General features: G+C 66.1%; 26 protein-coding genes. 4 read left to right on the top strand and 22 right to left on the bottom strand.

Annotation, left to right across the window (positions count from 1 at the left end):
- The first annotated feature begins 30 nt into the window (after positions 1-30).
- On the top strand, positions 31-1467 hold the full coding sequence (gene lpdA, locus ACT53T_RS23795) for a dihydrolipoyl dehydrogenase (RefSeq protein WP_476163150.1): 1437 nt from the start codon (positions 31-33) through the stop codon (positions 1465-1467).
- A gap of 64 nt (positions 1468-1531) precedes the next feature.
- Here the strand turns inward: lpdA and ACT53T_RS23790 are convergent, their stop codons facing one another.
- The 16 genes from ACT53T_RS23790 to ACT53T_RS23715 all read right to left on the bottom strand — a co-directional run bounded on the left by ACT53T_RS23790 (position 1532) and on the right by ACT53T_RS23715 (position 12966).
- Complete coding sequence (locus ACT53T_RS23790) at positions 1532-1912, bottom strand: PRC-barrel domain-containing protein (protein WP_400766889.1); 381 nt, start codon at positions 1910-1912, stop codon at positions 1532-1534.
- Positions 1913-1984: 72 nt separating this feature from the next.
- A complete protein-coding gene (locus ACT53T_RS23785; RefSeq protein ID WP_476163149.1) occupies positions 1985-3337 on the bottom strand; it encodes an anion transporter in 1353 nt (450 codons plus the stop codon).
- A 14-nt stretch (positions 3338-3351) separates the two neighbouring features.
- Positions 3352-4563: an MFS transporter gene (locus ACT53T_RS23780; protein WP_476163148.1), complete on the bottom strand. Its 1212-nt coding sequence runs from the start codon at positions 4561-4563 to the stop codon at positions 3352-3354.
- Entirely contained in the window at positions 4556-5020 is a 465-nt protein-coding gene (locus ACT53T_RS23775) for a carboxymuconolactone decarboxylase family protein (protein ID WP_476163147.1), read from the bottom strand. Before ACT53T_RS23775 ends, ACT53T_RS23780 begins: the two co-directional genes overlap by 8 nt.
- A gap of 100 nt (positions 5021-5120) precedes the next feature.
- Complete coding sequence (locus tag ACT53T_RS23770; RefSeq protein ID WP_476163146.1) at positions 5121-5972, bottom strand: class I SAM-dependent methyltransferase; 852 nt, start codon at positions 5970-5972, stop codon at positions 5121-5123.
- A gap of 84 nt (positions 5973-6056) precedes the next feature.
- The gene (gene coaA / locus ACT53T_RS23765) at positions 6057-7022 is read right to left on the bottom strand and encodes a type I pantothenate kinase (RefSeq protein ID WP_476163145.1); all 966 of its coding nucleotides are present in this window, start codon (positions 7020-7022) and stop codon (positions 6057-6059) included.
- Positions 7019-7345: a phosphoribosyl-ATP diphosphatase gene (locus ACT53T_RS23760; protein ID WP_036291823.1), complete on the bottom strand. Its 327-nt coding sequence runs from the start codon at positions 7343-7345 to the stop codon at positions 7019-7021. Before ACT53T_RS23760 ends, coaA begins: the two co-directional genes overlap by 4 nt.
- Positions 7342-8115 (bottom strand): imidazole glycerol phosphate synthase subunit HisF, encoded by a 774-nt coding sequence (hisF, locus tag ACT53T_RS23755; protein WP_476163144.1) that lies wholly within the window; start codon positions 8113-8115, stop codon positions 7342-7344. The genes ACT53T_RS23760 and hisF overlap by 4 nt, the downstream gene beginning before the upstream one ends.
- Positions 8115-8414, bottom strand: coding sequence for a hypothetical protein (locus tag ACT53T_RS23750; RefSeq protein WP_331937633.1), 300 nt, complete (start codon positions 8412-8414; stop codon positions 8115-8117). The genes hisF and ACT53T_RS23750 overlap by 1 nt, the downstream gene beginning before the upstream one ends.
- The gene (locus ACT53T_RS23745) at positions 8411-8791 is read right to left on the bottom strand and encodes a hypothetical protein (RefSeq protein ID WP_476163143.1); all 381 of its coding nucleotides are present in this window, start codon (positions 8789-8791) and stop codon (positions 8411-8413) included. Before ACT53T_RS23745 ends, ACT53T_RS23750 begins: the two co-directional genes overlap by 4 nt.
- Positions 8788-9528: a 1-(5-phosphoribosyl)-5-[(5-phosphoribosylamino)methylideneamino]imidazole-4-carboxamide isomerase gene (gene hisA, locus ACT53T_RS23740; protein WP_476163142.1), complete on the bottom strand. Its 741-nt coding sequence runs from the start codon at positions 9526-9528 to the stop codon at positions 8788-8790. Before hisA ends, ACT53T_RS23745 begins: the two co-directional genes overlap by 4 nt.
- Positions 9525-10172, bottom strand: a complete 648-nt coding sequence (hisH, locus tag ACT53T_RS23735) for an imidazole glycerol phosphate synthase subunit HisH (protein ID WP_476163141.1) — start codon at positions 10170-10172, stop codon at positions 9525-9527. The genes hisA and hisH overlap by 4 nt, the downstream gene beginning before the upstream one ends.
- Positions 10169-10639 (bottom strand): DUF2628 domain-containing protein, encoded by a 471-nt coding sequence (locus ACT53T_RS23730; RefSeq protein WP_476163140.1) that lies wholly within the window; start codon positions 10637-10639, stop codon positions 10169-10171. The genes hisH and ACT53T_RS23730 overlap by 4 nt, the downstream gene beginning before the upstream one ends.
- A 15-nt stretch (positions 10640-10654) precedes the next feature.
- The gene (hisB, locus tag ACT53T_RS23725; protein WP_018264695.1) at positions 10655-11248 is read right to left on the bottom strand and encodes an imidazoleglycerol-phosphate dehydratase HisB; all 594 of its coding nucleotides are present in this window, start codon (positions 11246-11248) and stop codon (positions 10655-10657) included.
- 123 nt (positions 11249-11371) lie between these two features.
- A complete protein-coding gene (locus ACT53T_RS23720) occupies positions 11372-11815 on the bottom strand; it encodes a very short patch repair endonuclease (RefSeq protein ID WP_476163139.1) in 444 nt (147 codons plus the stop codon).
- Entirely contained in the window at positions 11812-12966 is a 1155-nt protein-coding gene (locus ACT53T_RS23715; RefSeq protein WP_476163138.1) for a DNA cytosine methyltransferase, read from the bottom strand. The genes ACT53T_RS23720 and ACT53T_RS23715 overlap by 4 nt, the downstream gene beginning before the upstream one ends.
- A gap of 256 nt (positions 12967-13222) precedes the next feature.
- Between ACT53T_RS23715 and gspG the strand changes: the two genes are divergently transcribed.
- Positions 13223-13696 (top strand): type II secretion system major pseudopilin GspG, encoded by a 474-nt coding sequence (gene gspG, locus ACT53T_RS23710; protein WP_476163137.1) that lies wholly within the window; start codon positions 13223-13225, stop codon positions 13694-13696.
- Positions 13697-13713: 17 nt separating this feature from the next.
- Positions 13714-14655, top strand: coding sequence for a type II secretion system protein GspK (locus tag ACT53T_RS23705; protein ID WP_476163136.1), 942 nt, complete (start codon positions 13714-13716; stop codon positions 14653-14655).
- A 12-nt stretch (positions 14656-14667) separates the two neighbouring features.
- Here ACT53T_RS23705 and gspD read toward each other — a convergent pair whose 3' ends face one another.
- The 6 genes from gspD to ACT53T_RS23675 form a co-directional block, all read right to left on the bottom strand.
- A complete protein-coding gene (gene gspD / locus ACT53T_RS23700; RefSeq protein WP_476163135.1) occupies positions 14668-17022 on the bottom strand; it encodes a type II secretion system secretin GspD in 2355 nt (784 codons plus the stop codon).
- Positions 17023-17120: 98 nt separating this feature from the next.
- Positions 17121-17660 (bottom strand): hypothetical protein, encoded by a 540-nt coding sequence (locus tag ACT53T_RS23695; protein ID WP_476163134.1) that lies wholly within the window; start codon positions 17658-17660, stop codon positions 17121-17123.
- Entirely contained in the window at positions 17657-18259 is a 603-nt protein-coding gene (gspM, locus tag ACT53T_RS23690; protein WP_476163133.1) for a type II secretion system protein GspM, read from the bottom strand. The genes ACT53T_RS23695 and gspM overlap by 4 nt, the downstream gene beginning before the upstream one ends.
- Before the next feature lies 1 nt (position 18260).
- Positions 18261-19382, bottom strand: a complete 1122-nt coding sequence (locus ACT53T_RS23685; RefSeq protein ID WP_476163132.1) for a PilN domain-containing protein — start codon at positions 19380-19382, stop codon at positions 18261-18263.
- A gap of 183 nt (positions 19383-19565) precedes the next feature.
- On the bottom strand, positions 19566-20444 hold the full coding sequence (locus ACT53T_RS23680; protein ID WP_476163131.1) for a heme-binding protein: 879 nt from the start codon (positions 20442-20444) through the stop codon (positions 19566-19568).
- 204 nt (positions 20445-20648) lie between these two features.
- Positions 20649-21080: a hypothetical protein gene (locus tag ACT53T_RS23675; protein ID WP_476163130.1), complete on the bottom strand. Its 432-nt coding sequence runs from the start codon at positions 21078-21080 to the stop codon at positions 20649-20651.
- A gap of 358 nt (positions 21081-21438) precedes the next feature.
- On the opposite strand from ACT53T_RS23675, the gene ACT53T_RS23670 reads away from it, so the two are divergent.
- The gene (locus ACT53T_RS23670) at positions 21439-23175 is read left to right on the top strand and encodes a GspE/PulE family protein (protein ID WP_476163129.1); all 1737 of its coding nucleotides are present in this window, start codon (positions 21439-21441) and stop codon (positions 23173-23175) included.

Genomic DNA, 23175 nt, shown 5'->3' with positions numbered 1-23175 from the left:
CGAGCGGCGCCGAGGGTCGCGAGGGCTTCCATGGCCAATTCTTATGATCTCATCGTCATCGGCGGCGGGCCGGGCGGCTATGTCGCCGCCATCCGCGCCGCGCAGCTCGGGCTGAGGACGGCCATTGTCGAGCGCGAGCATTTGGGCGGCATTTGCCTCAATTGGGGCTGCATTCCCACCAAGGCGCTGCTGCGCTCGGCCGATGTCTTTCGGCTCGCGAAACATGCGAAGGATTTCGGCCTGCGCATAGAGGGCGAGGTCTCCTTCGACGCCGAGGCGCTGGTGAAGCGCTCGCGCGCCGTCGCCGGGCGGCTCAACGCGGGCGTCGAGTTCCTGTGCAAGAAGAACAAGATCGATGTGATCTGGGGCGAGGCCGCGCTCGCCGCTCCGGGCGAGATTCGCGTCGCCGCGCCCAAAGGAACCGCGCGCCCGCAATTCCCACGGCCGAAGAACATCCTCGGCGAAGGCGACTATTCGGCCAAGCACATCATCGTCGCGACCGGCGCGCGGCCGCGCGCCCTGCCGGGCCTGGAGCCCGACGGCGAGCGTATCTGGACCTATTTCGAGGCGCTGCTGCCGCCTTCCATGCCGAAATCTCTGCTCGTCGTCGGCGGCGGCGCGATCGGCGTCGAATTCGCGTCCTTCTACTCGACCTTCGGAGCGCAGGTGACTCTGGTGGAGGCGCTGCCGCAAATCCTGCCGGCGGAAGACGCCGAGATCGCCGCGCTGGCGCGCAAATCCTTCGAGAAGCAAGGGATAAAAATCATCACCAGCGCCAAGCTCGCGAAGCTCGACAAGACAGACAATGGCGTCGTCGCGACGATCGCGGCCGAGAGCGGCGAGCAGCGCATAGAGGCGGAGCGCGTCATCTCCGCCGTCGGCGTCGTCCCCAACAGCGAAGGGCTGGGACTGGAAGCGCTGGGCGTGAAGACCGATCGCGGAATCATCGTCATCGACGGTCTCTGCCGCACCAATGTCGCCGGAATCTATGCGATCGGCGATGTCGCCGGCCCGCCCATGCTCGCCCATAAGGCGGAGCATGAGGGCGTCGTCTGCGTGGAGGCGATCGCCGGGCTGTCGCCGCATCCGATCGAGCGCACGCGCATTCCCGCCTGCACCTATTGCCATCCGCAGATCGCCTCGGTCGGCCTCACGGAAGCGGCGGCGAAAGCGGCCGGACATGAGCCGAAGATCGGACGCTTTCCCTATATCGCCAATGGCAAGGCCATCGCCATGGGCGAGACGGAGGGGCTGGTGAAGACCATATTCGACGCGAAGAGCGGACGCCTGCTCGGCGCGCATCTCATCGGCGCGGAGGTGACGGAGCTGATTCAGGGCTTCGTGATCGCGATGAATCTGGAGACGACGGAGGCGGAGCTGATGGAGACCATCTTCCCGCATCCGACGCTCTCCGAGACGATGCATGAGAGCGCGCTCGACGCCTTCGGACGAGCGATTCATATTTGATGGGACGCCGAGCGAGCCTGACGGCTCGCGGCGTTCAGACCGCTAGCCGTGAGGCTGCATCAAATCAATGGCGCCCCTCCAGCGCCACGCCTTCCCAATAGGGCGCCGCGCCGTAATGCTGGTGGATGCGCGTCTCCCAGTCGCGATCGGTCCAGCTCGCCTCGCTATATTCCGGCGCCTTCTCGAGCATCTGCTCCGTCACAGAAGTCGTATAGCGGCGCCTGTCCTGATCGTAGCAGAGCGCCTTCCACGGCACGGCGTGATGGCCCTTGCGCAGGCACATGAAGCCGCAGAAATCGACGATGGCGTAGCGCGCCTGGCCGGTGATGGGATCGATCATCAGATGATCGATCTCGCCGATCTCCTTGCCGCTCTGATCGAAGATTTTCGCGCCGACGATATGCTCGCTCGAGATCATATGAAGTTCAGGGATAGCGGTCGCCATTTCGACCTCCCTCGTGAGCCCCCGGCCCTCTTTGAATCAAAAACGCGGCGCGAGACGAAAAGTTGCCTCGCGTCACAAAAGCCATGCGCCGAAGGCGACGGTGATCAGCGTGAGCGGCGCGCCGATTTCGAAATAGGCCCAAAAGCCGATGGAGACGCCCGCGGCGCGGGCGCGCTCGGCGACAATGAGATTGGCGACGGAGCCGATGAGCGTCAGATTCCCGGCCAGAGTCGAGGCCATGGCGACGACGAGCCAGGCGCGCTGCGGATCGGCCGCGCCGGCGAGGAACGGCTTCAGCGCCAATACCGCCGGCACATTGCTGACGAGATTGGAGAGAAGCGCCGACACCACCGCCAGAACGCCGGCGTTGGAGAGATCGAAGCGGCCGATGGAGGCGACGGCCTCCGGCGTCAGCACAGTGGCCTCGAGTCCCTCGACGACGATGAACAGGCCGACGAACATCAAGAGAAGCGGCCAATCGATCTCGCGATAGACCTTCTCCGCCTTCACATGGCGCGTGACCAGCAGCAGCGCGCCGCCGACGATCGCCACTTTCGCGACCGGCTGGCCGGCGAAGAAGAGCGCCATCATGGCCAGCGTCACCACCACCGATTTGATGACGAGAAAGCCGCGCGCCCGCGCCGGCGCAGGCGCCGCGACGGGCAGTCTCTCACGCGTGAGAAACTCGCCCCGGTAGAACAGCGCGACCAGCGCGAAAGTGGCGAGCAGGCCGAAGGCGGCGACCGGCCATAGCGCTGCGGCGAAGGCGCCATAGGGAATATGCGACAGGCCGCCGATAATCATGTTCTGCGGATTGCCCGTGATCGTCGCCACGCTGCCGACATTGGAGGCCATGGGCACGGCGAGCAGATAGGGCAGCGGATCGCGCTTCAGCCGGCGCGTCAGCTCGAGCGTCAAAGGCGTCATCACCAGGCAAATGGCGTCATTGACGAGAAAGGCCGAGAAGGCGCCCGTCACCAGCACGATGGCGGCGAGCAGAGCGAGCGGCGTCTTCGCGCGCGCGACGACGAAATTGCTCGCCAAGCGAAAAAAGCCGGAGAGGCGCAGATTGGCGACGACGATCATCATGCCGAGCAGAAGCGTGATCGTGTCGAAATCGATGGCGCGATAGGCCGCGTCCAGCGGCAGCACGCCGAGCCCGACCATCAGGCTGGCGCCGAGCAGCGCCGCGCCGGCGCGATCGAGCCGCAGCCCCGGCGCCTCGCCGAGCGCGATGACGAAATAGGTCGCCGCGAAGATGATGATGGCGATAGCGTGCGTCCATGCCGGCGACGCGCCGCCGGCGAGCAGCGCCGGAAGCGCGGCGAGCAGCGTCACGCCGGCGGCGGCGGCCAGCGCGCCGCCAAAGACGAGCGCAACCGCCAGCAGCGCCGCGACAAAGGGCGAGCGTTCTTTTTCAACCATTCGGACTCACGCGTTCAAGCGGCGGATCGCGCTGGCTTAGCGCTTTCCGGCATGCCGAGCCAGAGCAGCAGAAAAGCGAGCGCCGCGACGGCGGACAGAAACAGAAAAGCGACGTTGAAACCGGCTCTGTCGACGAGCGCGCCGGCGACGACATTGCTGAGCGCGGCGCCCGCGCCCCAGCAGGCGCCGGAGGCGCCGAGCGCGAGGCTGTAATGGCCCGTTCCTTCGGTCAGATCGTCGATCACGATGAAGAACAGAGCGCCGAACAGGCCCGCGCCGACGCCATCGAGCAATTGGATGGAGACGAGATAGGCCGGATCGTCGAAGAATGTGTAGAGCAGCCCGCGGATCGGCAGCACGGCGAAGCCGGCGAGCAGCAGCGGCTTGCGACCCCAGAGATCGGCTTTCGCGCCGACGAGAGCGGCCATGGGAATCATCACCGCCTGGGCGGCGATGATGCAGGCGGCCATGAACAGCGAGCCGGTCTGCTCGCGCCCCTCGCTCAAACGCTCGCCGACCAGCGGCAGCATTGCGGCGTTGGCGAAATGAAACAGCGTGATCGCCGCAGTGAAGATCAGCAGCGGGCGCGATTCGAAGATCACGCGCAGCCCGCTCGGCCGTGCGCCATCGTCGGGGTCGTCGTCGCCGTCCGCGAGACCGCGCGCGGCGCGATGGTCGATCTCGCTCGCGTCGATCATCACCAGCGCGAGGGCGCTGGCGCAGGCAAGCAGCACGACGAGCCACAGCACGGCGACCGGCGCGATCAGCCAGCCGGCGAGCCCGGCCGCGATCGCCGTCACGACATTGCCGGCATGGTTGAAGGCTTCATTGCGGCCGATGCGCTCGGCGAAGAGCGCGCGGCCGACGACGCCGAGGCTGATCGCCGCTATGGCCGGCGGAAACACCGCGTCGCAGGCGCCGATGATGGTCTGCGCCGCCGCCGCGGGCCAGAAAAACGGAAAAAGACCGAGCGCCGCAGTGCCCGCCGCGACGAGCAGCGCGCCCGCGGCGATGAGCCCGCGCTTGCCGCGCGTCCAATCGACCAGCGCGCCGGCAGGGGCGCGCGCGGCCACTGTCGCCGCGCCGGCGATGGTCATGATGACGCCGATATGGGTGGCGTCCCAATGCTGGCTCGACCACAGATAGATGGCCAGAAACGGACCGACGCCGCTCTGCACATCGGCGAGCAGAAAGCTCACCCAATCGAGCCCCCGCTCGCTACGCATGACTCGCGGCGCGCTTCACCGCGGCGGGCGTCGCGCGAAAGGCGATGGCGATGCGGTTGTAGGCGCTCATCACGCCGATCGCGATCGTCAGATCGGCGAGCTCCTTCTCGGAAAACTGCGTCGAGACGGCGGCGAACTCGGCATCGGGGACGCCGGTCTCGGCGACTTTCGTCACCGTCTCCGCCCAGGCGAGAGCGGCGCGCTCGCGCTCGCTGAACAATGCCTCCGCCTCGCGCCACACCGAGACGAGCGCGAGCTTGTCCACGGTGAAGCCCTCGGCGATGAGCGCACGCGTGTGCAGATCGAGGCAATAGGCGCAGCCGTTGATCTGCGAGACGCGCAGATAGACGAGCTCGGCGAGCGCCTTGCCGAGGCTCGCGCCGACATAGGAATGCACGGCGCCGAGCGCCTTCATGCCCTCGGGCGCGGCGTGAGCGTAATCGAGGCGGCTGGTCATTCTTACTCTCCTGCTCGAGCATCGGGAAAGGGCGGAAGGGTCTCGCTCGAATCGACGAAGAATATAGGGGACGACCGCGCCGGCTCTGTGTCGCTGGCGGTCACGGCGCAGTCGCGGCGCAAATGAAGCTCGCCGACGCGCGCGGCACGAAATCGAGCTCACGCGGCTTTTCGGCGCGAATTCTCGCGACGATCGCCTTCACGAACTCGATTTCGGCGTCGCCGATCGCGGCGCCGGCCAGCGCCTCCCTCACCCAATCGCGGCCCATTTCCTCTTCCAGAAAGTCAATGTCGTAAGTTTCGATCGGGTCGAGACGCACGCGATCGTTCGACCACATGCGTATATTCTCGAGCCCCGCCCGCGCGAGCAAGGTCGGCAAGCGCAAGCCTATATCCTGATCGCCTCTCCGCGATTTGACGAAATCGACGAATCTGACCCAAACGCCATAGAAGGCGGCGCGTTCAGCGGGCGCGAGGAAATGGGTCAATTCGAGCGTCTGCGCCCAATTCAAATGATTGACCGGCTCGACGCAGAGGATCGTTCCGCTTCGCTTCGCCACGCGACGCATTTCCGCGACGATTTTTTCCGGCGCGAGGCTATGCATCAGCAAAGTCTGCGCGGTGACGATATCGAACGAGGCGCCGGGCAGACCGGTGTCGCTCGCATCCGCCTCGACCGCGCGATAGGCGATGTGCGGCGCGCGCTCGGCATATTTTTTTGCGGAGCGCGCGCACCATTCGCGCTCCCGATCGACGCCCGTCACTTCCCGCAGATCGACGAAGGCGTCGAGCAGGCCGAGGCTCCAATGCCCTTCGCCGACGCCGAAATCGGCGAGGCTCGTCGCGATGGCGTCGCCTATGGCGCGCGACTTCAGCAGGCGGAGAAAATCACGGCTCCACCAATCGAAGCGCTCGTCGTGAATGTAATCCGCCGAATGCGGCGCCTCCGACATGATCGCTCCTCCGCAATGACATGAGGCCCGCGCCGATCGAACGGCGCGGCTCTGCAATGAATTGGACCCGTTGTCGCGCCGCGCTCACAGCTTGCGCAGCGCGACTTCCTCAATGCGATGGTCCGCGCCCTTGGTCAGCACCAGGCTGGCGCGCGGGCGCGTCGGCGAAATGTTGCGGCGCAGATTTTCGAGATTGATGCGCGTCCAAATATCCTTGGCGACGCGCTTCGTCTCCGCATCGTCGAGATCGGCGTATTTCTTGAAGTAGGAGAGCGGATCGCGGAAGGCCGTCTCGCGCAGGCGCTGAAAACGCTCCACATACCATTGCTCGAGCACATTCTCCTCGGCGTGGAGATAGACCGAGAAGTCGAAGAAATCCGAGACGAAGGGAATCTCCCGCCCATCCTCACGTGGACGGCTGGCGAGCAGGACGTTCACGCCCTCGACGATGAGAATGTCGGGCTTGTCGACATAGAAGAACTCGTCCGGCACCACATCATAGATGAGATGCGAATAGACCGGCGCGGCGACATTGCGCTGGCCGGCCTTCACATCAGAGAGAAAGCGCAGCAGCGCGCGATTGTCATAGCTCTCGGGAAAGCCCTTCTTGTCCATCAGCCCGTCGCGCTCGAGCACGGCGTTGGGATAGAGGAAGCCGTCTGTGGTGACGAGCTCGACCTTCGGCGTGTTGGGCCAGCGCGACAGCAGCGCCTTGAGAATGCGCGCGGTCGTGGACTTGCCCACGGCGACCGAGCCGGCGACGCCGATGATATAGGGCATTTTGCCGTCCTCGGCGCCCAGGAAGCGCTGCGTCGCCTTGAACAGGCCTTGCGTCGCCGCGACATAGAGGGCGAGCAGGCGCGAGAGCGGCAGATAAATCTCGATGACCTCTTCCAGCGAGATCGGATCGTCGAGCGATTTGAGCCGCGTGAGATCGTCGATCGTGAGCGTGAGCGGCGTGTCCGCGCGCAGGCTCGCCCATTCGGCGCGGGTGAAGCGCCGATAGGGCGACAGCGCGACGCCGCCTCCCAGATAGGCCTCGGCGTTCATTTCCGCTCTCCGCGCGACGCTTTTTCCGCATGGCCGGATTGGACCGTGCGCGTCTCCAGCTCGGCGAGCACCTCCGCGAGCGTGACGCCGCCGGCCTCCAGCAGCACGAGCAGATGATAGAGCGTGTCGGCGGCCTCGCTGGTCAGATTCTTGCGATCGCCCTCCATGGCGGCGATGACGGTCTCCACCGCCTCCTCGCCGAATTTCTTGGCGATGCGGGGCGTTCCGGCCTCGAACAAGCTCTTGGTGTAGGACTGCGCGGCGTCGGCGCCCCGCTTCGATGCGATGATCTGCGCAAGATCGGCGAGGGAAAAATCGCTCATGAGGGCTCCAGGCCGTCGAGACGCATCGGAATGCCCGCTTTCGCCATATATCGCTTCGCCTGCGGGATGGTGAACTCGCCGAAGTGGAAAATAGACGCCGCGAGAACGGCGGAAGCATGGCCTTCGCGCACGCCCTCGACGAGATGATCCAGCGTCCCGACGCCGCCCGAGGCGATGACCGGCACATCGACGGCGTCGGCCACGGCGCGCGTCAGCTCTATGTCGAAGCCGATTTTCGCGCCGTCGCGGTCCATGGAGGTGAGCAATATTTCGCCGGCGCCGAGGCTCGTGACCTCCTTGGCGTAGTCCACGGCGTCTATGCCCGTCGGGCGACGGCCGCCATGGGTGAAAATTTCCCAATGATCGCCGACGCGCTTGGCGTCTATGGCGACGACGATGCATTGCGAGCCGAATTTCTCGGCCGCCTCGCGCACGAATTGCCGATCCGCCACAGCGGCCGAATTGATCGAGGCCTTGTCGGCCCCGGCGAGCAGGAGATTGCGAATGTCGTCCTCGACGCGCACGCCGCCGCCGACGGTGAGCGGCATGAAGCAGGCCTCCCCCGTGCGCCGCACCACATCGAGCATGATGCCGCGATTCTCGTGGCTGGCGGTGATGTCGAGAAAGCACAGCTCGTCGGCGCCGGCGGCGTCATAGGCGATGGCGCATTCGACCGGATCGCCGGCGTCGCGCAGATCGACGAAATTGACGCCTTTGACGACGCGGCCCTCTTTCACGTCGAGGCAGGGGATGACGCGGGATTTGAGCATCAGGCGGCCGATGTGAGCGTTTCGGTCGAGCGCAAAAAGCTCCAGAATTTAGGAGCCATATAGCCTGCGCGATCCGAGCCGCTGAGATCGGCCAAGAAAAACTGCTCATCGCCAATAGGACCCGAGCGCAATCTTTCCGTGAGCGCCGCAATGTCGAGAGCGGTCGAAACGAACGTCACATTTTCATCGAACGCATAGACCATGTCGCCTTCGTCCAGAACATTCGCGACAGGCCGAACATCCGCGTCGGCAGGAGCAGAGCCTACGGAAAAGACGAGGATATATGGCTTGCGTGTCATTGCTCGTCCTTCCCTTGCTTCCGTTCGATTTCGAGGCGCGGCATTTCGTTCACTATGTCGACGATCTCGGCAGTCGCGTCTTTCCTGTAGAGAATCTGCAGGGCGTGGTGGCGGAGCTGATATTCCTCCGACTGCAGCCGATCTGGATCGCGGAATAGCAGGATAATGTAAGTGATCAGCGTCACCAAAACAGGGGCGCCGCCGAGCGCCGCAAAAACCAGCTTCAGGATTGCGTCGTCTCGAAGAAGATACACCGCAACGACGCTAGTCGGGAAGACGAGCGCGATTGTCCAGAGGAGCGGATTAAGCACGTTACGAACCTTGACGGTCCCCGCCCGGGACGTCCAGCTCCGAAACGCTTCCTCCGGCCGCTTCATGCCCCTCCCCTCGCCGCCCTTATCAGCGCCAGCGCTTCCGCTGGATCGAGCCGCCCGTCATAGAGCGCGCGGCCGGTGATCGCGCCCGCGAGCTTCTTGCAGTCGGGTTGCAGCAACCGCTCTATGTCGGCGAGCGAGGCGAGGCCGCCCGAGGCGATGACCGGAATGCTCAGCGCCTCGGCCAGCGCCAGCGTCGCCTCTATGTTGAGGCCCTTCAAGACTCCATCGCGGGAGATGTCGGTGTAGACGATGGCGGCGACGCCGGCGTCCTCGAAGCTGCGGCCGAGATCCTGCGCCGAGACATGGGTGCGGCGCGCCCAGCCCTCGACGGCGACGAAGCCGTCCTTGGCGTCTATGCCCACCGCTATGCGGCCCGGATAGAGCCGCGCCGCCTCGCGCACCAGCGTCGGGTCGCGCACCGCCGCCGTGCCGATGATGACGCGCGAAATCCCCTTGTCGAGCCAGCGCGAGATGGTGCGCATCTCGCGAATGCCGCCGCCGAGCTGCACGGGAATCTTTATGTTGGCGAGAATGCCCTCCACGGCGAGGGCGTTCATCGGCGCGCCGGCGAAGGCGCCGTCGAGATCGACAACATGCAGATATTCGAAGCCCTGTCGCTCGAAGGCCTGCGCCTGCGCGGTCGGATCGTCGTTGAACACCGTCGCCGAGGACATTTCGCCCTCGACGAGGCGGACGCATTGACCCTCTTTGAGATCGATCGCAGGAAACAGGATCACGGACGCCACCTCAGAAAATTCGCGATGAGAGCGAGGCCGAGCCTCTGGCTCTTCTCGGGATGGAATTGCGTGCCGACGAGATTGTCGCGCGCCACCGCCGCGGTCAGCGGGGCGCCGTAATCGGTCGTCGCCACGATATGGTCAGGCGAAGCGGGCAGGAATTGGTAGGAGTGCACGAAATAGGCATGCAGCCCGTCCTTTCCGGTGGGGATGCCGGAAAAGAGCGCATGCGGGCGCGTCAGCTCCAGCGTGTTCCAGCCCATATGGGGGATTTTCAGGCTCTTGTCCGCAGGCTCGATGACCGCGACATCGCCGGCGATCCAGCCGAGGCCGGCCGCCTCGCCATGCTCGAGGCCGCGCGTCGCCATCAGCTGCATGCCGACGCATATGCCGAGGAACGGCCGGCCGCGCTCGATCACCGCCTCGCGCAGCGCCTCGTCCAGCCCCGCGAGGGCGGAGAGGCCGCTCCGGCAATCGCGAAAGGCGCCGACGCCCGGCAGGCAGATGCGCTCGGCTCGGCGCACCACATCCGGGTCGCTGGTGACGATGATCTCCGCCCCCTCGCCTTCCCGCGCGGCGCGCTCGAAGGCCTTGGCGGCGGAGTGCAGATTGCCCGATCCGTAATCGATGATCGCCGTCGTCACGCGCGCGGCTCCTCGAACAGGCCGCCGATGACCGAACGCATCGCGGCCCGGCCGCTGGAGGGCGCCGCCGTCGTCGGAAGGACGCCGGATGGGCGCCAATTGGCGAAAAACACGTCCTCGGCCTCATCGATCCTAGCCGCCACCATTACGGCGCTCTCCGTGTAACCCTTGCGCTCGAGCGACCAGGCGACGAGCCGCGGCCCCTCGAGGCCGAGCAGCAGGCCGAGCGCCAGCTGCAAGACCGAGGCCGCCGCGGCATTGATCCCCAGAGCCACGCCGCCGCCGAGAATCAGCGCGAGTGTGGCTGTCCATAGGACGGCTGGCAGCCACGCCCGCCGCCAAAGCAGCCACAAAGGCCCGAAGAGAAAGGCCGGCGTCGAGAAGCCCTCGCGCAGAAACACGATTCGCTCCGGCGGCGGAGCCTCGCCCGGCGCGGCCGAGGGTATAAGGACGGTGTAGACGGCCATGGGCCCGCCTCCCTTTCAGTCGGTGAGCGTGCCTTTGGTGGAGGGCACCACGCCGCCGCGGCGCGGATCTGGCGCGGTCGCCTTGCCCAGGGCGCGGGCGAAGCCCTTGAAGCAGCACTCCGCTATATGATGAGAATTGACGCCGCGCAGCGCCTCCACATGCAGGCCGATGCGCGCATTGGTGGCGAAAGCCTGGAAGAACTCGCGCACCAGCTCCGTGTCGAACTCGCCGATCTTGGCCGCGGGAAAGGCGACGTCGAAGACGAGGAAGGGCCGGCCGGAGACGTCCACCACGACGCGGGAGAGCGCCTCGTCCAGCGGCACATGGGCGTCGCCATAGCGGGCGATGCCCTTGCGGTCGCCGAGCGCCTGATCCACCGCCTTGCCGAGCGCTATGCCCACATCCTCGACCGTATGATGGCCGTCTATGTGCAGATCGCCCTTGGCCGCGACGGTGAGGTCGAGCGGCGCGTGGCGGGCGATCTGGTCGAGCATATGGTCGAAAAAGCCGATCCCGGTCGAAATATCGGATTTGCCCTCGCCGTCGAGATCGACGGCGACGGCGATACGGGTCTCTTTCGTGTCGCGCTCGTATTTGGCGCTGCGCATGGCTCGACTGGCTCGCGGTGAATCTCGAGGGGCTGGAACGGAATATAGACCGCTCCCTGCGCGGCTTGTAGCAATTCGGCGGGCCCATGGCCAGAAGCGTGGGCGATCGGCGTGAACCGCCTTCTACCGCGGCCCGTCCAATTGTTCCCGCCCCCAACGCTCGGCGAGGCGGGAGGCGCGCGCTTTCAGGCGGGGCGGGTCCAGCGCCTCGCACTCCCACAGGATCGCGACGCGAAAACCCAGCGCCCGCAGAGCCTTGGCCTTACGGGCATCGCGGGCGCGATTGGCGGCGAATTTTTCCAGCCAGAAGGCATTGTTTTGTTTCGGGATCGTGCCGCGGCGGCAGTTCTTGTGGTGATGCCAGAAGCAGCCATTGACGAAGAGCGCCCAACGCCGGCTGCGATTGACGAAATCCGGCGCGCCGGGCAGGCCCTTGGCGTTACGCCGATAGTGGAGCCCGCCCAGCCGCAGCGCCGCGGCGACCGCCTCCTCCGCCCCGGTGCGGGACTGGCGCACCCGCTTCATCAGCGCCGAGCGCGCCGGATCGCTGGCCGGCGGCGTCTTCATTGGGCGGCGGCGAGGCCTGCGCCGGCGCGCATCGCCTCGAGATGGGCGGCCACCGCCTCCCGAAAGCCGGGCTCGAATCGCAGCTTCGCCCGCATGGTGCGGGCGAGAAACCCCGCGCTCGCGCGCTCGGACAGCGGCTTGCCCTGATGCTGCAAGAAAACATGCAGCGGCGCGCGCTCGCGCCAGACCGGAAAGGCCGAAATCTCGACGCCGCAGCGCCGCTCGCCGTCATAGCGCGCGGCGCGGGGCCAGCGGTCGCCCTCCTCCAGAACCGCGCCGTCGCGAGAGGGATCATAGCGCCCGGGCGCCTCGAGCCGGCCGCCGACCCATTCGGCCACCGGAGCGCTGACGGCGTTGCCGACCAGCGACCAGCGCCAGCCGGGACGGCCCAACGCCTCGGCCGGCGCGGTCCAGTCGGCCGGAAAACCCTGCAAGCGCTCGGCGTCGCGAATATCGGGCGTCACCACCTCGCCGGAGGGGAGCAGAATCGCCGGCGGCGAGGCGATGCCGAGCGTCGAGCCGTTCTTCAATGTGGGCACGCAATCGGCTCCCCAGCCGAGGCCGCGCACGCCCTCCGTCCAATAAAAGCCATGGGCGTGGGTCGCCAGCGTCGTCGCGCGCGGACGGGGGCTCGCCTCGTCCACCAGCAGAATATCGGCCGGATCGGCGAGGGCCGAGGCCAGAAACAGCACGCGCTCGCGCCGCTGCGGCAGAAAGGCCAGAGTGTTGACGACGCGATAGGCCCAGCGATAGCCGCGCTCCTCGAAGGCCGTGACCAGCCGCGCCATGGCGCGTCCGCGATCGAGGCTCAGCATGAAGGAGACATTCTCGAGCAGCGCATGCGGCGCGCGCGTCTCGTCGAGCAGGCGGAACACGTGGCTGACCAGCGAGGATTTGCGCCCGCCTATGCCCTGCGTGCGGCCCGCCTGGCTCAAATCCTGACAGGGAAAGCCCGCCGTGACCAGCTCCGTCTCGCCCGGCAGCGCGCGCAGCGCGGCGACATCGCCCACATTGGGCGTCTGCGGAAAATGCGTCGCCAGCACGCGCGCGGCGAGCGGCCAGTTTTCGGAAAACATGAGACAATCATGTCCGGCGCGCGCGAGCCCGAGCTCGAGCCCGCCTATGCCGGCGAAGAGGCCGACGACTTTCATGGATAGGGCCCCGCGGCCGAGGGCCGTCGTGCGATTCGTCTGCGCATGAGCGGAGTTGACCGCCACGGACGAAGGAGTGTCAAGCCGCGGCGCGACGCGCATCGCCCGCCAAGACATGCTCGCATGTCGCGACGATGACGAAAGGCGCGAATTCCTTTGCCGAGAAAGCCGTCGCGCGGCTGGACTCGTCGGCCTGCTCTGCCTAGTCTCGCGACGCTTTTTTTCCGCGTGTGAAACGCCCAGCCCTACGAGTCCGATGCGCGCCATGCTCCCGCTCAAAGCCTCGACCCTTTCGAAACGCCGCGCGCTTCGCTCCGCGCGCGCCGGCTACACGCTCGTCGAGATGCTGGTCGTGCTCGCGATCATCGGCTCGATCGTCGGCCTCGTCGGCCCGCGCGTGCTCAACTATCTCTCCGAGTCGAAGGTGAAGACCGCGCAGATTCAGATGGAGAATATCTCCAGCGCGCTCGATCTCTTCTATCTCGACGTCGGCCGCTATCCCTCGACGGAGGAAGGCCTCTCCGCGCTCGCGCGGCGGCCGGCCGGCGCCTCTGTGTGGAACGGCCCCTATCTGAAATCCGCCAATGTGCCCAAGGATCCTTGGGGACATGACTATCTCTATCGCGCTCCGGGTCAGAACGGACCTTACGACATAGGCTCGCTCGGCCCCGAAGGCCGCGAGGGCGGCGCCGGATCGATCACGCGCAGCCGCGACACGGCGGCGCGCTGACCATCTTCCCCGCGCGCATGACGCATGGCCGCAAGATCGCCGAGAGAAAAGGCTTCGCGCTTCTCATCGTGATCTTCGGCCTCGGGGTCATTATTCTGCTGATGACCTCCTTCATGGCGACGGCGCGCTTGCGCCTGCGCAGCGCCGTCGACAATTCCGCATCGATCAAGACGCGGCTCATCGCCGAGGGCGCCGTCAATCTCGCGATTTTCGGATTGATCTCCGAGCAGCGACCGTCCAATGCGCAACAAGCGGAGCCCCCCGTTTACGATGGATCGCCGCGCCTCTGCTCGCTCGCCGGCGCCGCCGTCGCGATCTCGATCGAGGACGAGAGCGGCAAGCTCGATCTCAACGCCGCATCCCCGCAGCTTCTCGAGGCGGCGCTGCGCGGATTCGGCGCGGCCGACCCCGGCGCCTTGTCTCGCGCGATCATCGCTTTTCGCGAGGCGCAGACATCCGAATTCGCGCGGCTCGCTGCGCCGCCGCCCTCCTCCGACCGGCCATTCACGCCGAAGCACGCGCCCTTCCAGACAGCGCTCGAGCTGGATCAGGTCGAGGGCATGGAGCCGCAGCTGCTACGCGCGCTGCTGCCGGTCGTCACCATTCATTCGCATAGCGTCGGAGTCGATGCGCGCGCGGCGCCGCCGGCCTTGTTCGCGGCGCTAGCGCGCTATTCGGCAACGGATGTTCTCGCGCTTTCCGCCAAGCCTTTTCCTAATGGCCTCGATCGCCGCGACCCGCGCTTTCCGCAGGAATATCGGCAGAACGGCGTCTTCGGCGGTGGAACCTATTCGATTCACGCGGAGGCCGCTCTGCTCAATGGCGCGATCGGCGTCGTGGAAATGGTCGTGACGCTGCGGCCGAACGAACGTCTCCCCTTCACCGTGCTGGAGACGCGACGCGCGCCGGCGCGCAATCAAAGCCTGCTCGGCGCCGGCGTCGCAGCGGCGCCCTGCTGACGAAATTCGCTTCTACTCGTCGAGCAGAATGCGCCGCGCCGTGCCTTCGATATTATGCGGACGCACCTTCGCGCGCGTCGATATGTTCAGCAGCTTGCGCTTATATTCGTCGGTGATGTCGCGCGCCTCGCCGAGCGTGCGCACCACATGCGGCGTTATCATGATGAGCAGCTCGGTCTTGCCCGAGGAATCGGTCTTGTCCTTGAAGGCGTTGCCGAGCAAAGGCACATCGCCGAGCAGAGGCACCTGGGACGAGCCGCGCGTGCGCGAATCCTGAATGAGGCCGCCGAGCATCAGCGATTCGGAGTCATTGACGACGACCTGCGTCTTCACGCGGCGTTGCTGGATCGTCGGCGTCGTCGTCGCCGCGCCGGCGCCGGAGGCGACATTGGAAACCTCCTGCTCGAGCTCCAGCATCACGCGGCCGCTCTCGTTGATATGCGGCGTGATGGCGAGAATGACGCCGGTGTCGCGATAATTCACCGAATTGAATGTGGTGATGCCGCCTTGCGCCGTCGCGCCGGAGAGAGTCGTCACCGGCACCTGGTCGCCGACCTGCAGAACCGCCTGACGATTGTCGAGCACGGTGAGCGAGGGCGTCGAGACGATGTTGACATTGGTGATCTGATTGAGCGCGTTGAGCGTGACTTGCGCATTGGTCGCGCGCAAGGCGTAGGCGAAGCCGGGCGACGCCGCGCCCACCGCGGTGCCGAGCAGATTATTGCCGAGCGTGTCATTGGCCGCCGGCGTGCCGGCGTCGCCAGTGGAGAAGCCCGAGAGCGACGACTTCTTCTGCAAGAACCAGCGCACGCCGAAATGCAGATCGTCATTGAGCGAGACCTCTGCGATCGTCGCCTCGATGAAGACCTGATTGGGCAGCACGTCGAGCTTCTCGATGACGCGCAGCAGACGCTTGTAGTCCTCCGGCGTCGCCATCACCACAATCGCGTTCTTGGCCTCGTCCACGGCGATCTTGAAACGGCTGTCCTCGCCGAGCGCGGACGCCGTCGATGCGGTCTGATCTTGCGCGCTATTGGAATTGGCGGCGCCATTCGACGCGCCGCCGCCGAAGGAGGAGGAGCCGAAGCCCCCGCCGCCCGCGCCGCCCGAATTCAACGGCGTGATCGCGCCGAGCTGGCCCGAGGAGGAGCCGCTCGACGATCCGAGACCGCCAGAAGAGCCGAGACCGCCAGAAGTTCCGAGGCCAGAGGAGCCGAAGCCGCCACCGCCCGCGCCCGACGAAAGGCCGCCCGAGGAGGTGGAGAGCGCCGAGGAGCCGAAACGCGGCGACACCTCATTGCTCTTGGAGACGCCGGCGTCGCGCCCGAACATAGACGCGACGACCTGCACCATCTCCTTGGCCGGGCGATTTTGCACGCGATAGCTGAAGAACTGCTTCTGAACGCCTTCCGCCCGCGCGTCGAGACGCTCGATCCAGGCGCGCGCTCGCGCGAGATAGCCGGGTTGCGGCGTGATCGCCAATATGGCCGACAAATGCTTGTTGCCGATGAACTGGATCATGCCGTTCATCGGCCCTTCGCGCTCCGAGCCGAAGACCTTGCGCAAATCCTCGGCGAGCGCGTCCGGGTCGGCGCTCGTCACCGGCACGACGGCGAAGGACATGCCGCGCATCGTGTCGACGTCGAAGAGCGCGATGGCGTCCTCCATCGCCGCGATCTCTTGCGCGCTGCCCGTCAATGTCAGCGTGCGGCGCTGATCGTCTGCGCGCACGACGGCGCCTTGACGCGTGATCGGCTCCAGCACGCGCTTGAGCTCCGACGCCGAGACATAGCGCAGGCGCACGATGCGCGCGCCGCTGCCGAGACGCTCCGCATCGAGCGGCTGTGGCGCGACGGAGAGCGTGGAGCCGGCGGCCGCCTGATCCAGCGGCACGATCTTGTAGACGCCGTCATTCTCGACGATGGCGGCGCCGGAGACGCGCAACGCCGATTGGAACAATTCGATCGCGACGGATTTCTTGACGGGCCGCGCCGTATGCACGGTCACCTTGCCGTCGATGCGCGGATCGACGACATAATCGACGCCGACGATATCGCCGAGCACCACTTTCGCGGCTTGCGCGATGGGCAGATTGGCGAGATTGAGGCTGACGCCCTCCTTCTCGTCACGGGCGTCGTCCTTACGGCGCGCCACGCTCTCCCCGACGAAACGCCCGCTGCCGACGATCGCCTCCGCAGCGAGCCGTCCACGCGCCGCGGGGACGCCGCTTTTCGTCCCGCCCTTGGAAGCGGCCGCGACATCGAGCGATTCCCGGCTCCATTCGGCGATGGGAGGATCGCTCGCGCTCTGACAACCAGAGACTGCGACGAGGGCGATCAGGCTCGAATGGAATAAAGGCAGACGCACATTCGCCTCTGGGACGCTACCGAATAGACAAGCTCACGCCACCTAACATGATTGTCGGTCACACGCCACACGCCTCCTCGCGCAAAAGCGATGGAATATTATTGCAATTGCTCTGGATAGAGCTGCAGGCGCGCCGATTGCGCGCCATTGACGAGCTTCAATTCCAGCTCGCCGACCTCGGCGATCGTCCAGCCCTGCACGGATTCTCCGGGCGTGAGCCAGCGGCCCTCCGGCTCGTCGCTGGAAACGACGAAAGCGCGCACGGCCCCGCCGGAGCGCACGATCGCCGAGAGCGCGAGGCCCGCGGGCGCCGTTGGAATTCCGGCGAAGCCGTCACGATCGGATTTGGCGACGGCCGGGCGCGGACGCCGCGATTTCCAGAAGATGGGGCGCGACAATGTCTGCGCGTCCTCGCGCGCGAGCGACGCCGGCCCGGATGCGGGCGAGAGCGCGCTGGGCGGACGCCAATCGGATTTCGCCGGCGGCGCCGACTCGTCCGGGCCGATCCATGCGAGAAGCGCGAAAGCGAGAGCGGCGACGTCCACCGCCGTCAGCGATGCGAGCAGCATGGCGGCGAGCGGCGACAAGCGCAGCTCGCGCATGAGCGCGCGAATGCGCGCGGCGAGCGCCCGCGTCATGAGCGCTCCTTCGATGCGCCGCCGAAGACGTCGAATTGCGCGGCGAGCATGCCGTCATTGGCGGTCTGCGCGCCCCAGACCGGCATTTGCCGACGCAGCGAGGCCGTCAGCGCCAGCAGCAGCGGCGTCTCGCTTTCGAGCGATCGGACCAGCGCATGCAGCGATTCGATCGAGCCGCTCACATCGAGCCGCGCGCCGACCAGCGACGCGCCATTCACTGTCTTTGCGGGCAGCATGCGAATGGAATTCACCGTGGCGCCGGAGCGATCCGCCGCGGCCTTCAGCAGCGCTTGCAGATTGGCGTCGACGACGCCTTCCGTCGCGCCGGAGAGCAATTCGCCCTGCGCATTGCTCTCCGCCACCTGCTGCGCATAGAGACGCACCGCCTTCTCCTGCGCGGCGACGGCCGCATAGCGCGCGAGCGTCGCGCGCCGATCGACGATTCCCTCGGCGCGCTCGGCGAGCAAGGCGCGCATCGGCTCGACGACGATGAAATAGAGCAGCAGCGCGCCCAGCGCATTGACGCCGAAGAACAGCGCGCGCCGCGACCATTGCGGATGCGAGAGGGATGTCGGGCTCAGCGCCATCGGCGTGACCATCTCATGGGTTGCGTCTCACTCTGGCCTGCAGCGAGAAGGTCTCGCGCTTCTCGATCGGATCGGGCGTGATCGGCGCCGTCAGCTTGGCGTCCGCGAAAAGCGTGGAGCGATCGAATAGCGCGGGAAGGCTGGCGGCCGAATCGGCGAGGCCGACGATCTCTATCGAGCGTTCGCCCTCGCGCGCCTCGACGAGGCGCATGTCGGAAACGAAGGCACCGTCCGGCAGAAGGCGCGAAACTTCCTCCCAGAGATCGGCAAAGGCCGGATATTTCGCGCGCTCGCTGCGGAGCGTGGCGAGAAGGCGGCTCTCGGCGGCTGCCTGCTCGGCGATCTTGCGTGCATCTGCGGCGCGGCGCGACACCTCGGCGATCTCGACATCGAGCGCCGACGCCTCATTGTCCTGCCGCCAGAGAGTGACGCCGACGCCGATGAGAAGAAAGACAATGGCGAGGACGGCGAGGATCAGCGCCGCGGCGCGCTCCCGATGCGGCGCCTCCGCCGCGCGGCCGAGCGCGAGAGCGGGAACGAGCGCAGCGCCCTCGAGCGCCGGCTGCACAATGTCGATATCATCGACGGAAAGGCCGGAGCCGTCGAGCAGCCGCGGCAGCAGATCGCGGCGTAAAATCCATTGCTCGACGGCGAGCTTGCCGGGCGATTGCGGATGCGGCTCGATGATATGGCCATGCAGGATATCGGCGAGCAGGAAAGGCGTCTTGCGCTCCACTTCCGCCGCGAGAAGGCGCGGCAGATCGGACTGCGCGGCGAGCGGCGCGTCGAAGCGTCGAACAAAAAACGCCTCGCGCGGAATTTCCACGACGATCTTCGTCGCCGCGCGCGTCGCGCCGCGACGCTCCAACGCTTCGTCGATCGAGATGCGGGACAGCTCCTCCGCCGAGACGGGCTCGGCGAGCTCCTGACCGTCCGCGGAGAGCAATTGCAGCGGCGCGAGCCCTCGCCCGACGCGCAACAGCAGACGCCGCTCGCCGCGATCGAGCAGCCAAGCGAGCGTCGCCGGCGAGAAAAGCGCGAAAAACTCGGCGCGATACCAGCTCCACGCGCGGCTGGCGGAACTCGCGAGCGAGCCTTCGAAGAGTTCTCTACGCCAGATGGACGACGATGACACCGTGACCTCGCCATTCCCGACCGCGGAACAATCGCTCGTCCGCTCGGCGTTCGAGCGGACGACAATTGCGAAAACGAAATCGCCGGCGATCTCGATCCGATCCGTCGGCGCTTTCCAGAGAAAAGAGGAAGCGGCGAGCCGCTTCCTCCTCATTTTCGACAGCTTCGAAACCTCGCCGAGAGATCAGCGCACCGCCTCGAGGCCGGCGGGCGTCAGATTGTCGGCATTGAGGTTGGGAGTATTCAAGCATTTGGGATGCCCGAACCCTTTTGCGCTGACACCATTGCCGCCCGTCGTTCCGCCGACATTGTCGGGGATGTCATAGATGATCGAGTCAGGATTGGAGGCGTTGGGGGACACGCCGCCGACGCCAGCGGTCTTGAGGTAATCGAGATTGAGGCCACGGCGCAAATGCCAAGCCACCTGATGATCGGTGCAGGAGGTGTCGCCGCTGACACCGACGCCGCCGACCTTGACGCCCGCCGAGCTGAACAGCGCGAGACCGCCGCCGAAAACATTGATGCCGCCGATGGGACGTCCAACCATTGGATCATTGGCGGTGCCGAAGGTCGCCGGATCGTCGGGCCGTCCATTGCGCTGGAGATAGGCGTCGGTCGGATCGACAGGATTGCTGAACTGCAGGCCATAGAGGCTGCCGCCCGGCTGAACGGCCGCATAGAGATTGGCCGTGGACAGAGCCAACGCGCCCTTGGGCGAGGCAGCGCCGGCGCTAATCTTGCCGAGGCTCAGACTATTCGCCGTCGCGGCTTTCTGAGCCGAGATCACGCGGCTCGCCAGCCATTGATCGGTAAAGGAGCCGCCCGAAAAGGCGACGGCGCAGACGGTTCCGTCATTGGCGACGACGGTGGCCCACATGTTGAAGCCGAGACCGCCATTGTTCGCGCCGCTTTTGACGGCCGCCCGGAGGGCCGACGTCAGCGTCGCATTATTGGGCAGGCCTCTGCAGGAATTGACGCGCGCGCCAGGATCGAAATCCAAAGCGAGCGCGAAGCTCGAAGATGCAACCAGAACAGCGCCGGCGAGCAAGCCACTTCTCAGCATATTTCTCTCCCTCTCAATAGATTCGTTCGACTTTCAGGGCTGGCCATCAATTCCGATCCGGCGACGACGAAATGAGACGTTTGCCGAAACGGTCGGCCCAGCGCAGACGGCAATAGCATTTTTTTCATTTACGGCAAAGCTTAAGACGGTTCTCTTCCGTCGGCGAGCCGAGACGAACGATGAGGCGAAATCCTTTCGCTCGCTTCACTCGACGAAGGGCGCCGCGCGCAGGCGCTGACGCCGCGCCGCAGAGGATTCGCGCCGCGCCCGGCCGATATCCTCGCGCGGCGGCGGCGCGTCGATATCGACAGTCTCTTCTTCTTCCGAGCTCTGTGAGGCTTGCTCCGCGGCGGCCTTCGCTTTCGCCTGAAAGCGCCCCACGGGCAGAATGGGCGCGAAGCCGGCGAAGATATGCGGCGTCGGCTCGATCGCATGTGAGATCGGCTGCGCCACGAACGCTCGCGGCGGCGTCTCCACCGCGATAACCGGCGTGACGGTCGGCGCGCCGCCGGTCATGATCTCGACGCCGAGCAATGTCGGCCGATAGGCCTCCTCGGCGTCCGCATCCTTCTCGCATAGACGATATTTCGCTTCGCATTTCCAACGCGTCGAGAAACGCGCGATGCGCTCGCGCAATTCGATCAGCGAATTGCCGAATGCATGCGCGCAGCCCTGTCGCGAGAATCGCCCGGAAGCGACGCAGGCCTCCGCCGTAGCGAATAAATATGACGTTCCCGCCACAGCGCGCGGCGCGATGAGACAAACGGACGCGATCGCCGCGAAAAACAACAAAATGTGAGACGCGCGCCGGCCCCAGCCGAGGGGGCGGCGCCTCGGCTCCATCGACGCCGACGACATTGACGCTCGCTCGTTCGCTGCTCGGCGCGATTGCGCCCGGAACGCTGCGAGGCTACCATCCGATCCCGCGCAGCGCCAGAGCCTGGCCAACGGACCGCAGCGGGGACATTTTGAGATTTTTCGACGAGTGGCGACGATGATCGACGGCGCATATTCGCAAGGGACGCCGCCCCGTCCGCACATCGACGGCGCTGCGCTGCTGGAGCAATTCGGCGCCTATCTGCTGAGCGAGAAGGTCGTCGACGAGCTGGCGCTGCAACGCTCGCAGCGCGCCGCGCGGCAGAGCGGCGAGCGTTTCGACCATGTGCTGACCAAGCTCGGCCTCGTTTCCGAGAATGATCTCTGCATTCATCTCGGCAGATTTCTGCGCATTCCCGTTATGTCGGCGGAGGAGACGCCCGGCGAGCCGGTGCTCGAGGCGAAAATCCCGAAGAAATTCATTCGCGCCAACGGCATTCTCCCGCTCGCCGCGACGCATGAGCGGCTGACGCTCGCCGTCACCGATCCGCTGGAGAACGGCCCGATGGAGGCGCTCGCCTATTCCACCGGCCTCGCGCTCGAATTGCGCATCGCGACGCCAGCGCTGTTCGAGAAAGCCTGGGCCAGCCTCTATGGCGAGCGCTCGGAAGGCTCGGCGCTCGTCGAGGCCGATATACGCGCGGAAGACGCAAGCGATTTCGATCTGCAGCGCCTGCGCGACATCGCCAATGAGGCGCCGGTCATTCGGCGCGTCAATCAGATCGTCGGCGGCGCGATCGAGGCGCGCGCCTCGGATATTCACATCGAGCCCGGGCTCGATGCGGTGCAGGTGCGCTATCGCATCGACGGCGCGCTGCGCACGGTCGACACGCTGCCGCCGGGATTGAAAGCCGCCATCACCTCGCGCATAAAAATCATGGCGCGGCTCGATATCGCCGAGCGGCGATTGCCGCAGGACGGACGCATCAAGCTCGCCGTACGCGGCGTCGACATCGATTTTCGCGTCTCCACCATTCCGACCGCGCATGGCGAGAGCATCGTGCTGCGCATTCTCGACCGCAGCCAGGTGGCGCTCGATTTCGAGGCGCTCGGCTTCGAGCCCGGCGTCATCGCCTCGCTGCGCAAGGTGATGCGCAGCCCCAATGGAATCGCGCTCGTCACCGGCCCGACCGGCAGCGGCAAGACGACGACGCTGTACACGGCGCTGAAGGAGCTGGCCAATCCAGAAGTGAAAGTGTTCACCGTCGAGGACCCGATCGAATATCAGCTCGCCGGCGTCAATCAGGTGCAGGTGCAGCCGGCCATCGGCCTCGATTTTCCGACGAGCCTGCGCGCCATGCTGCGCCAGGACCCGGATATCATCATGATCGGCGAGATTCGCGACGCGGAGACGGCGAAGATCGCCATACAATCGTCATTGACCGGCCATCTCGTCTTCTCGACGCTGCACACCAATAGCGCGGTGGGCTCCATCACGCGCCTCATCGACATGGGCGTCGAGCCCTATCTCATCGCCTCGACGGTAAAGGCGATCATGGCGCAACGTCTGGTGCGGCGCCTCTGCCCATCCTGCAGCAGCCCGCTGCCGGAGCGCGCGAGCTGGCGCAGCCGCCTCGCCGGCGAAGCTTTCACGCGCGAGCCGGAACGGCTCGGGCAGCCGGTCGGCTGTCCCGCATGCCGCCACACGGGCTATGCCGGCCGCTCGACCATCGCGGAAATGCTCATCATGACCGAGCCCATGCGACGGCTCGTCTGTGAGGCGGCGCCCGAGGCGACGATGACGGCGGCGGCGCGCGAAGCCGGCATGACGACGATGTACCAATGCGGCATGGGCAAGGCCTGGCGCGGCGAGACCAGCGTCGACGAAGTGCTGCGCGTGACGCAGGTCGATTGA

The organism is Methylosinus sp. DMC45 (genome assembly GCF_056313885.1).
The sequence above is the reverse complement of the archived record's forward strand: the minus strand, read 5'-3'. Positions and strand labels throughout refer to the sequence as shown.

Coding starts and splice junctions, on each gene's coding strand:
- lpdA (WP_476163150.1), top strand. CDS start 31: ATGGCCAATTCTTATGATCTCATCGTCATCGGCGGCGGGCCGGGCGGC.
- ACT53T_RS23790 (WP_400766889.1), bottom strand. CDS start 1,912: ATGGCGACCGCTATCCCTGAACTTCATATGATCTCGAGCGAGCATATC.
- ACT53T_RS23785 (WP_476163149.1), bottom strand. CDS start 3,337: ATGGTTGAAAAAGAACGCTCGCCCTTTGTCGCGGCGCTGCTGGCGGTT.
- ACT53T_RS23780 (WP_476163148.1), bottom strand. CDS start 4,563: ATGCGTAGCGAGCGGGGGCTCGATTGGGTGAGCTTTCTGCTCGCCGAT.
- ACT53T_RS23775 (WP_476163147.1), bottom strand. CDS start 5,020: ATGACCAGCCGCCTCGATTACGCTCACGCCGCGCCCGAGGGCATGAAG.
- ACT53T_RS23770 (WP_476163146.1), bottom strand. CDS start 5,972: ATGTCGGAGGCGCCGCATTCGGCGGATTACATTCACGACGAGCGCTTC.
- coaA (WP_476163145.1), bottom strand. CDS start 7,022: ATGAACGCCGAGGCCTATCTGGGAGGCGGCGTCGCGCTGTCGCCCTAT.
- ACT53T_RS23760 (WP_036291823.1), bottom strand. CDS start 7,345: ATGAGCGATTTTTCCCTCGCCGATCTTGCGCAGATCATCGCATCGAAG.
- hisF (WP_476163144.1), bottom strand. CDS start 8,115: ATGCTCAAATCCCGCGTCATCCCCTGCCTCGACGTGAAAGAGGGCCGC.
- ACT53T_RS23750 (WP_331937633.1), bottom strand. CDS start 8,414: ATGACACGCAAGCCATATATCCTCGTCTTTTCCGTAGGCTCTGCTCCT.
- ACT53T_RS23745 (WP_476163143.1), bottom strand. CDS start 8,791: ATGAAGCGGCCGGAGGAAGCGTTTCGGAGCTGGACGTCCCGGGCGGGG.
- ACT53T_RS23730 (WP_476163140.1), bottom strand. CDS start 10,639: ATGGCCGTCTACACCGTCCTTATACCCTCGGCCGCGCCGGGCGAGGCT.
- hisB (WP_018264695.1), bottom strand. CDS start 11,248: ATGCGCAGCGCCAAATACGAGCGCGACACGAAAGAGACCCGTATCGCC.
- ACT53T_RS23720 (WP_476163139.1), bottom strand. CDS start 11,815: ATGAAGACGCCGCCGGCCAGCGATCCGGCGCGCTCGGCGCTGATGAAG.
- ACT53T_RS23715 (WP_476163138.1), bottom strand. CDS start 12,966: ATGAAAGTCGTCGGCCTCTTCGCCGGCATAGGCGGGCTCGAGCTCGGG.
- gspG (WP_476163137.1), top strand. CDS start 13,223: ATGCGCGCCATGCTCCCGCTCAAAGCCTCGACCCTTTCGAAACGCCGC.
- ACT53T_RS23705 (WP_476163136.1), top strand. CDS start 13,714: ATGACGCATGGCCGCAAGATCGCCGAGAGAAAAGGCTTCGCGCTTCTC.
- ACT53T_RS23695 (WP_476163134.1), bottom strand. CDS start 17,660: ATGACGCGGGCGCTCGCCGCGCGCATTCGCGCGCTCATGCGCGAGCTG.
- gspM (WP_476163133.1), bottom strand. CDS start 18,259: ATGGTCACGCCGATGGCGCTGAGCCCGACATCCCTCTCGCATCCGCAA.
- ACT53T_RS23680 (WP_476163131.1), bottom strand. CDS start 20,444: ATGCTGAGAAGTGGCTTGCTCGCCGGCGCTGTTCTGGTTGCATCTTCG.
- ACT53T_RS23670 (WP_476163129.1), top strand. CDS start 21,439: ATGATCGACGGCGCATATTCGCAAGGGACGCCGCCCCGTCCGCACATC.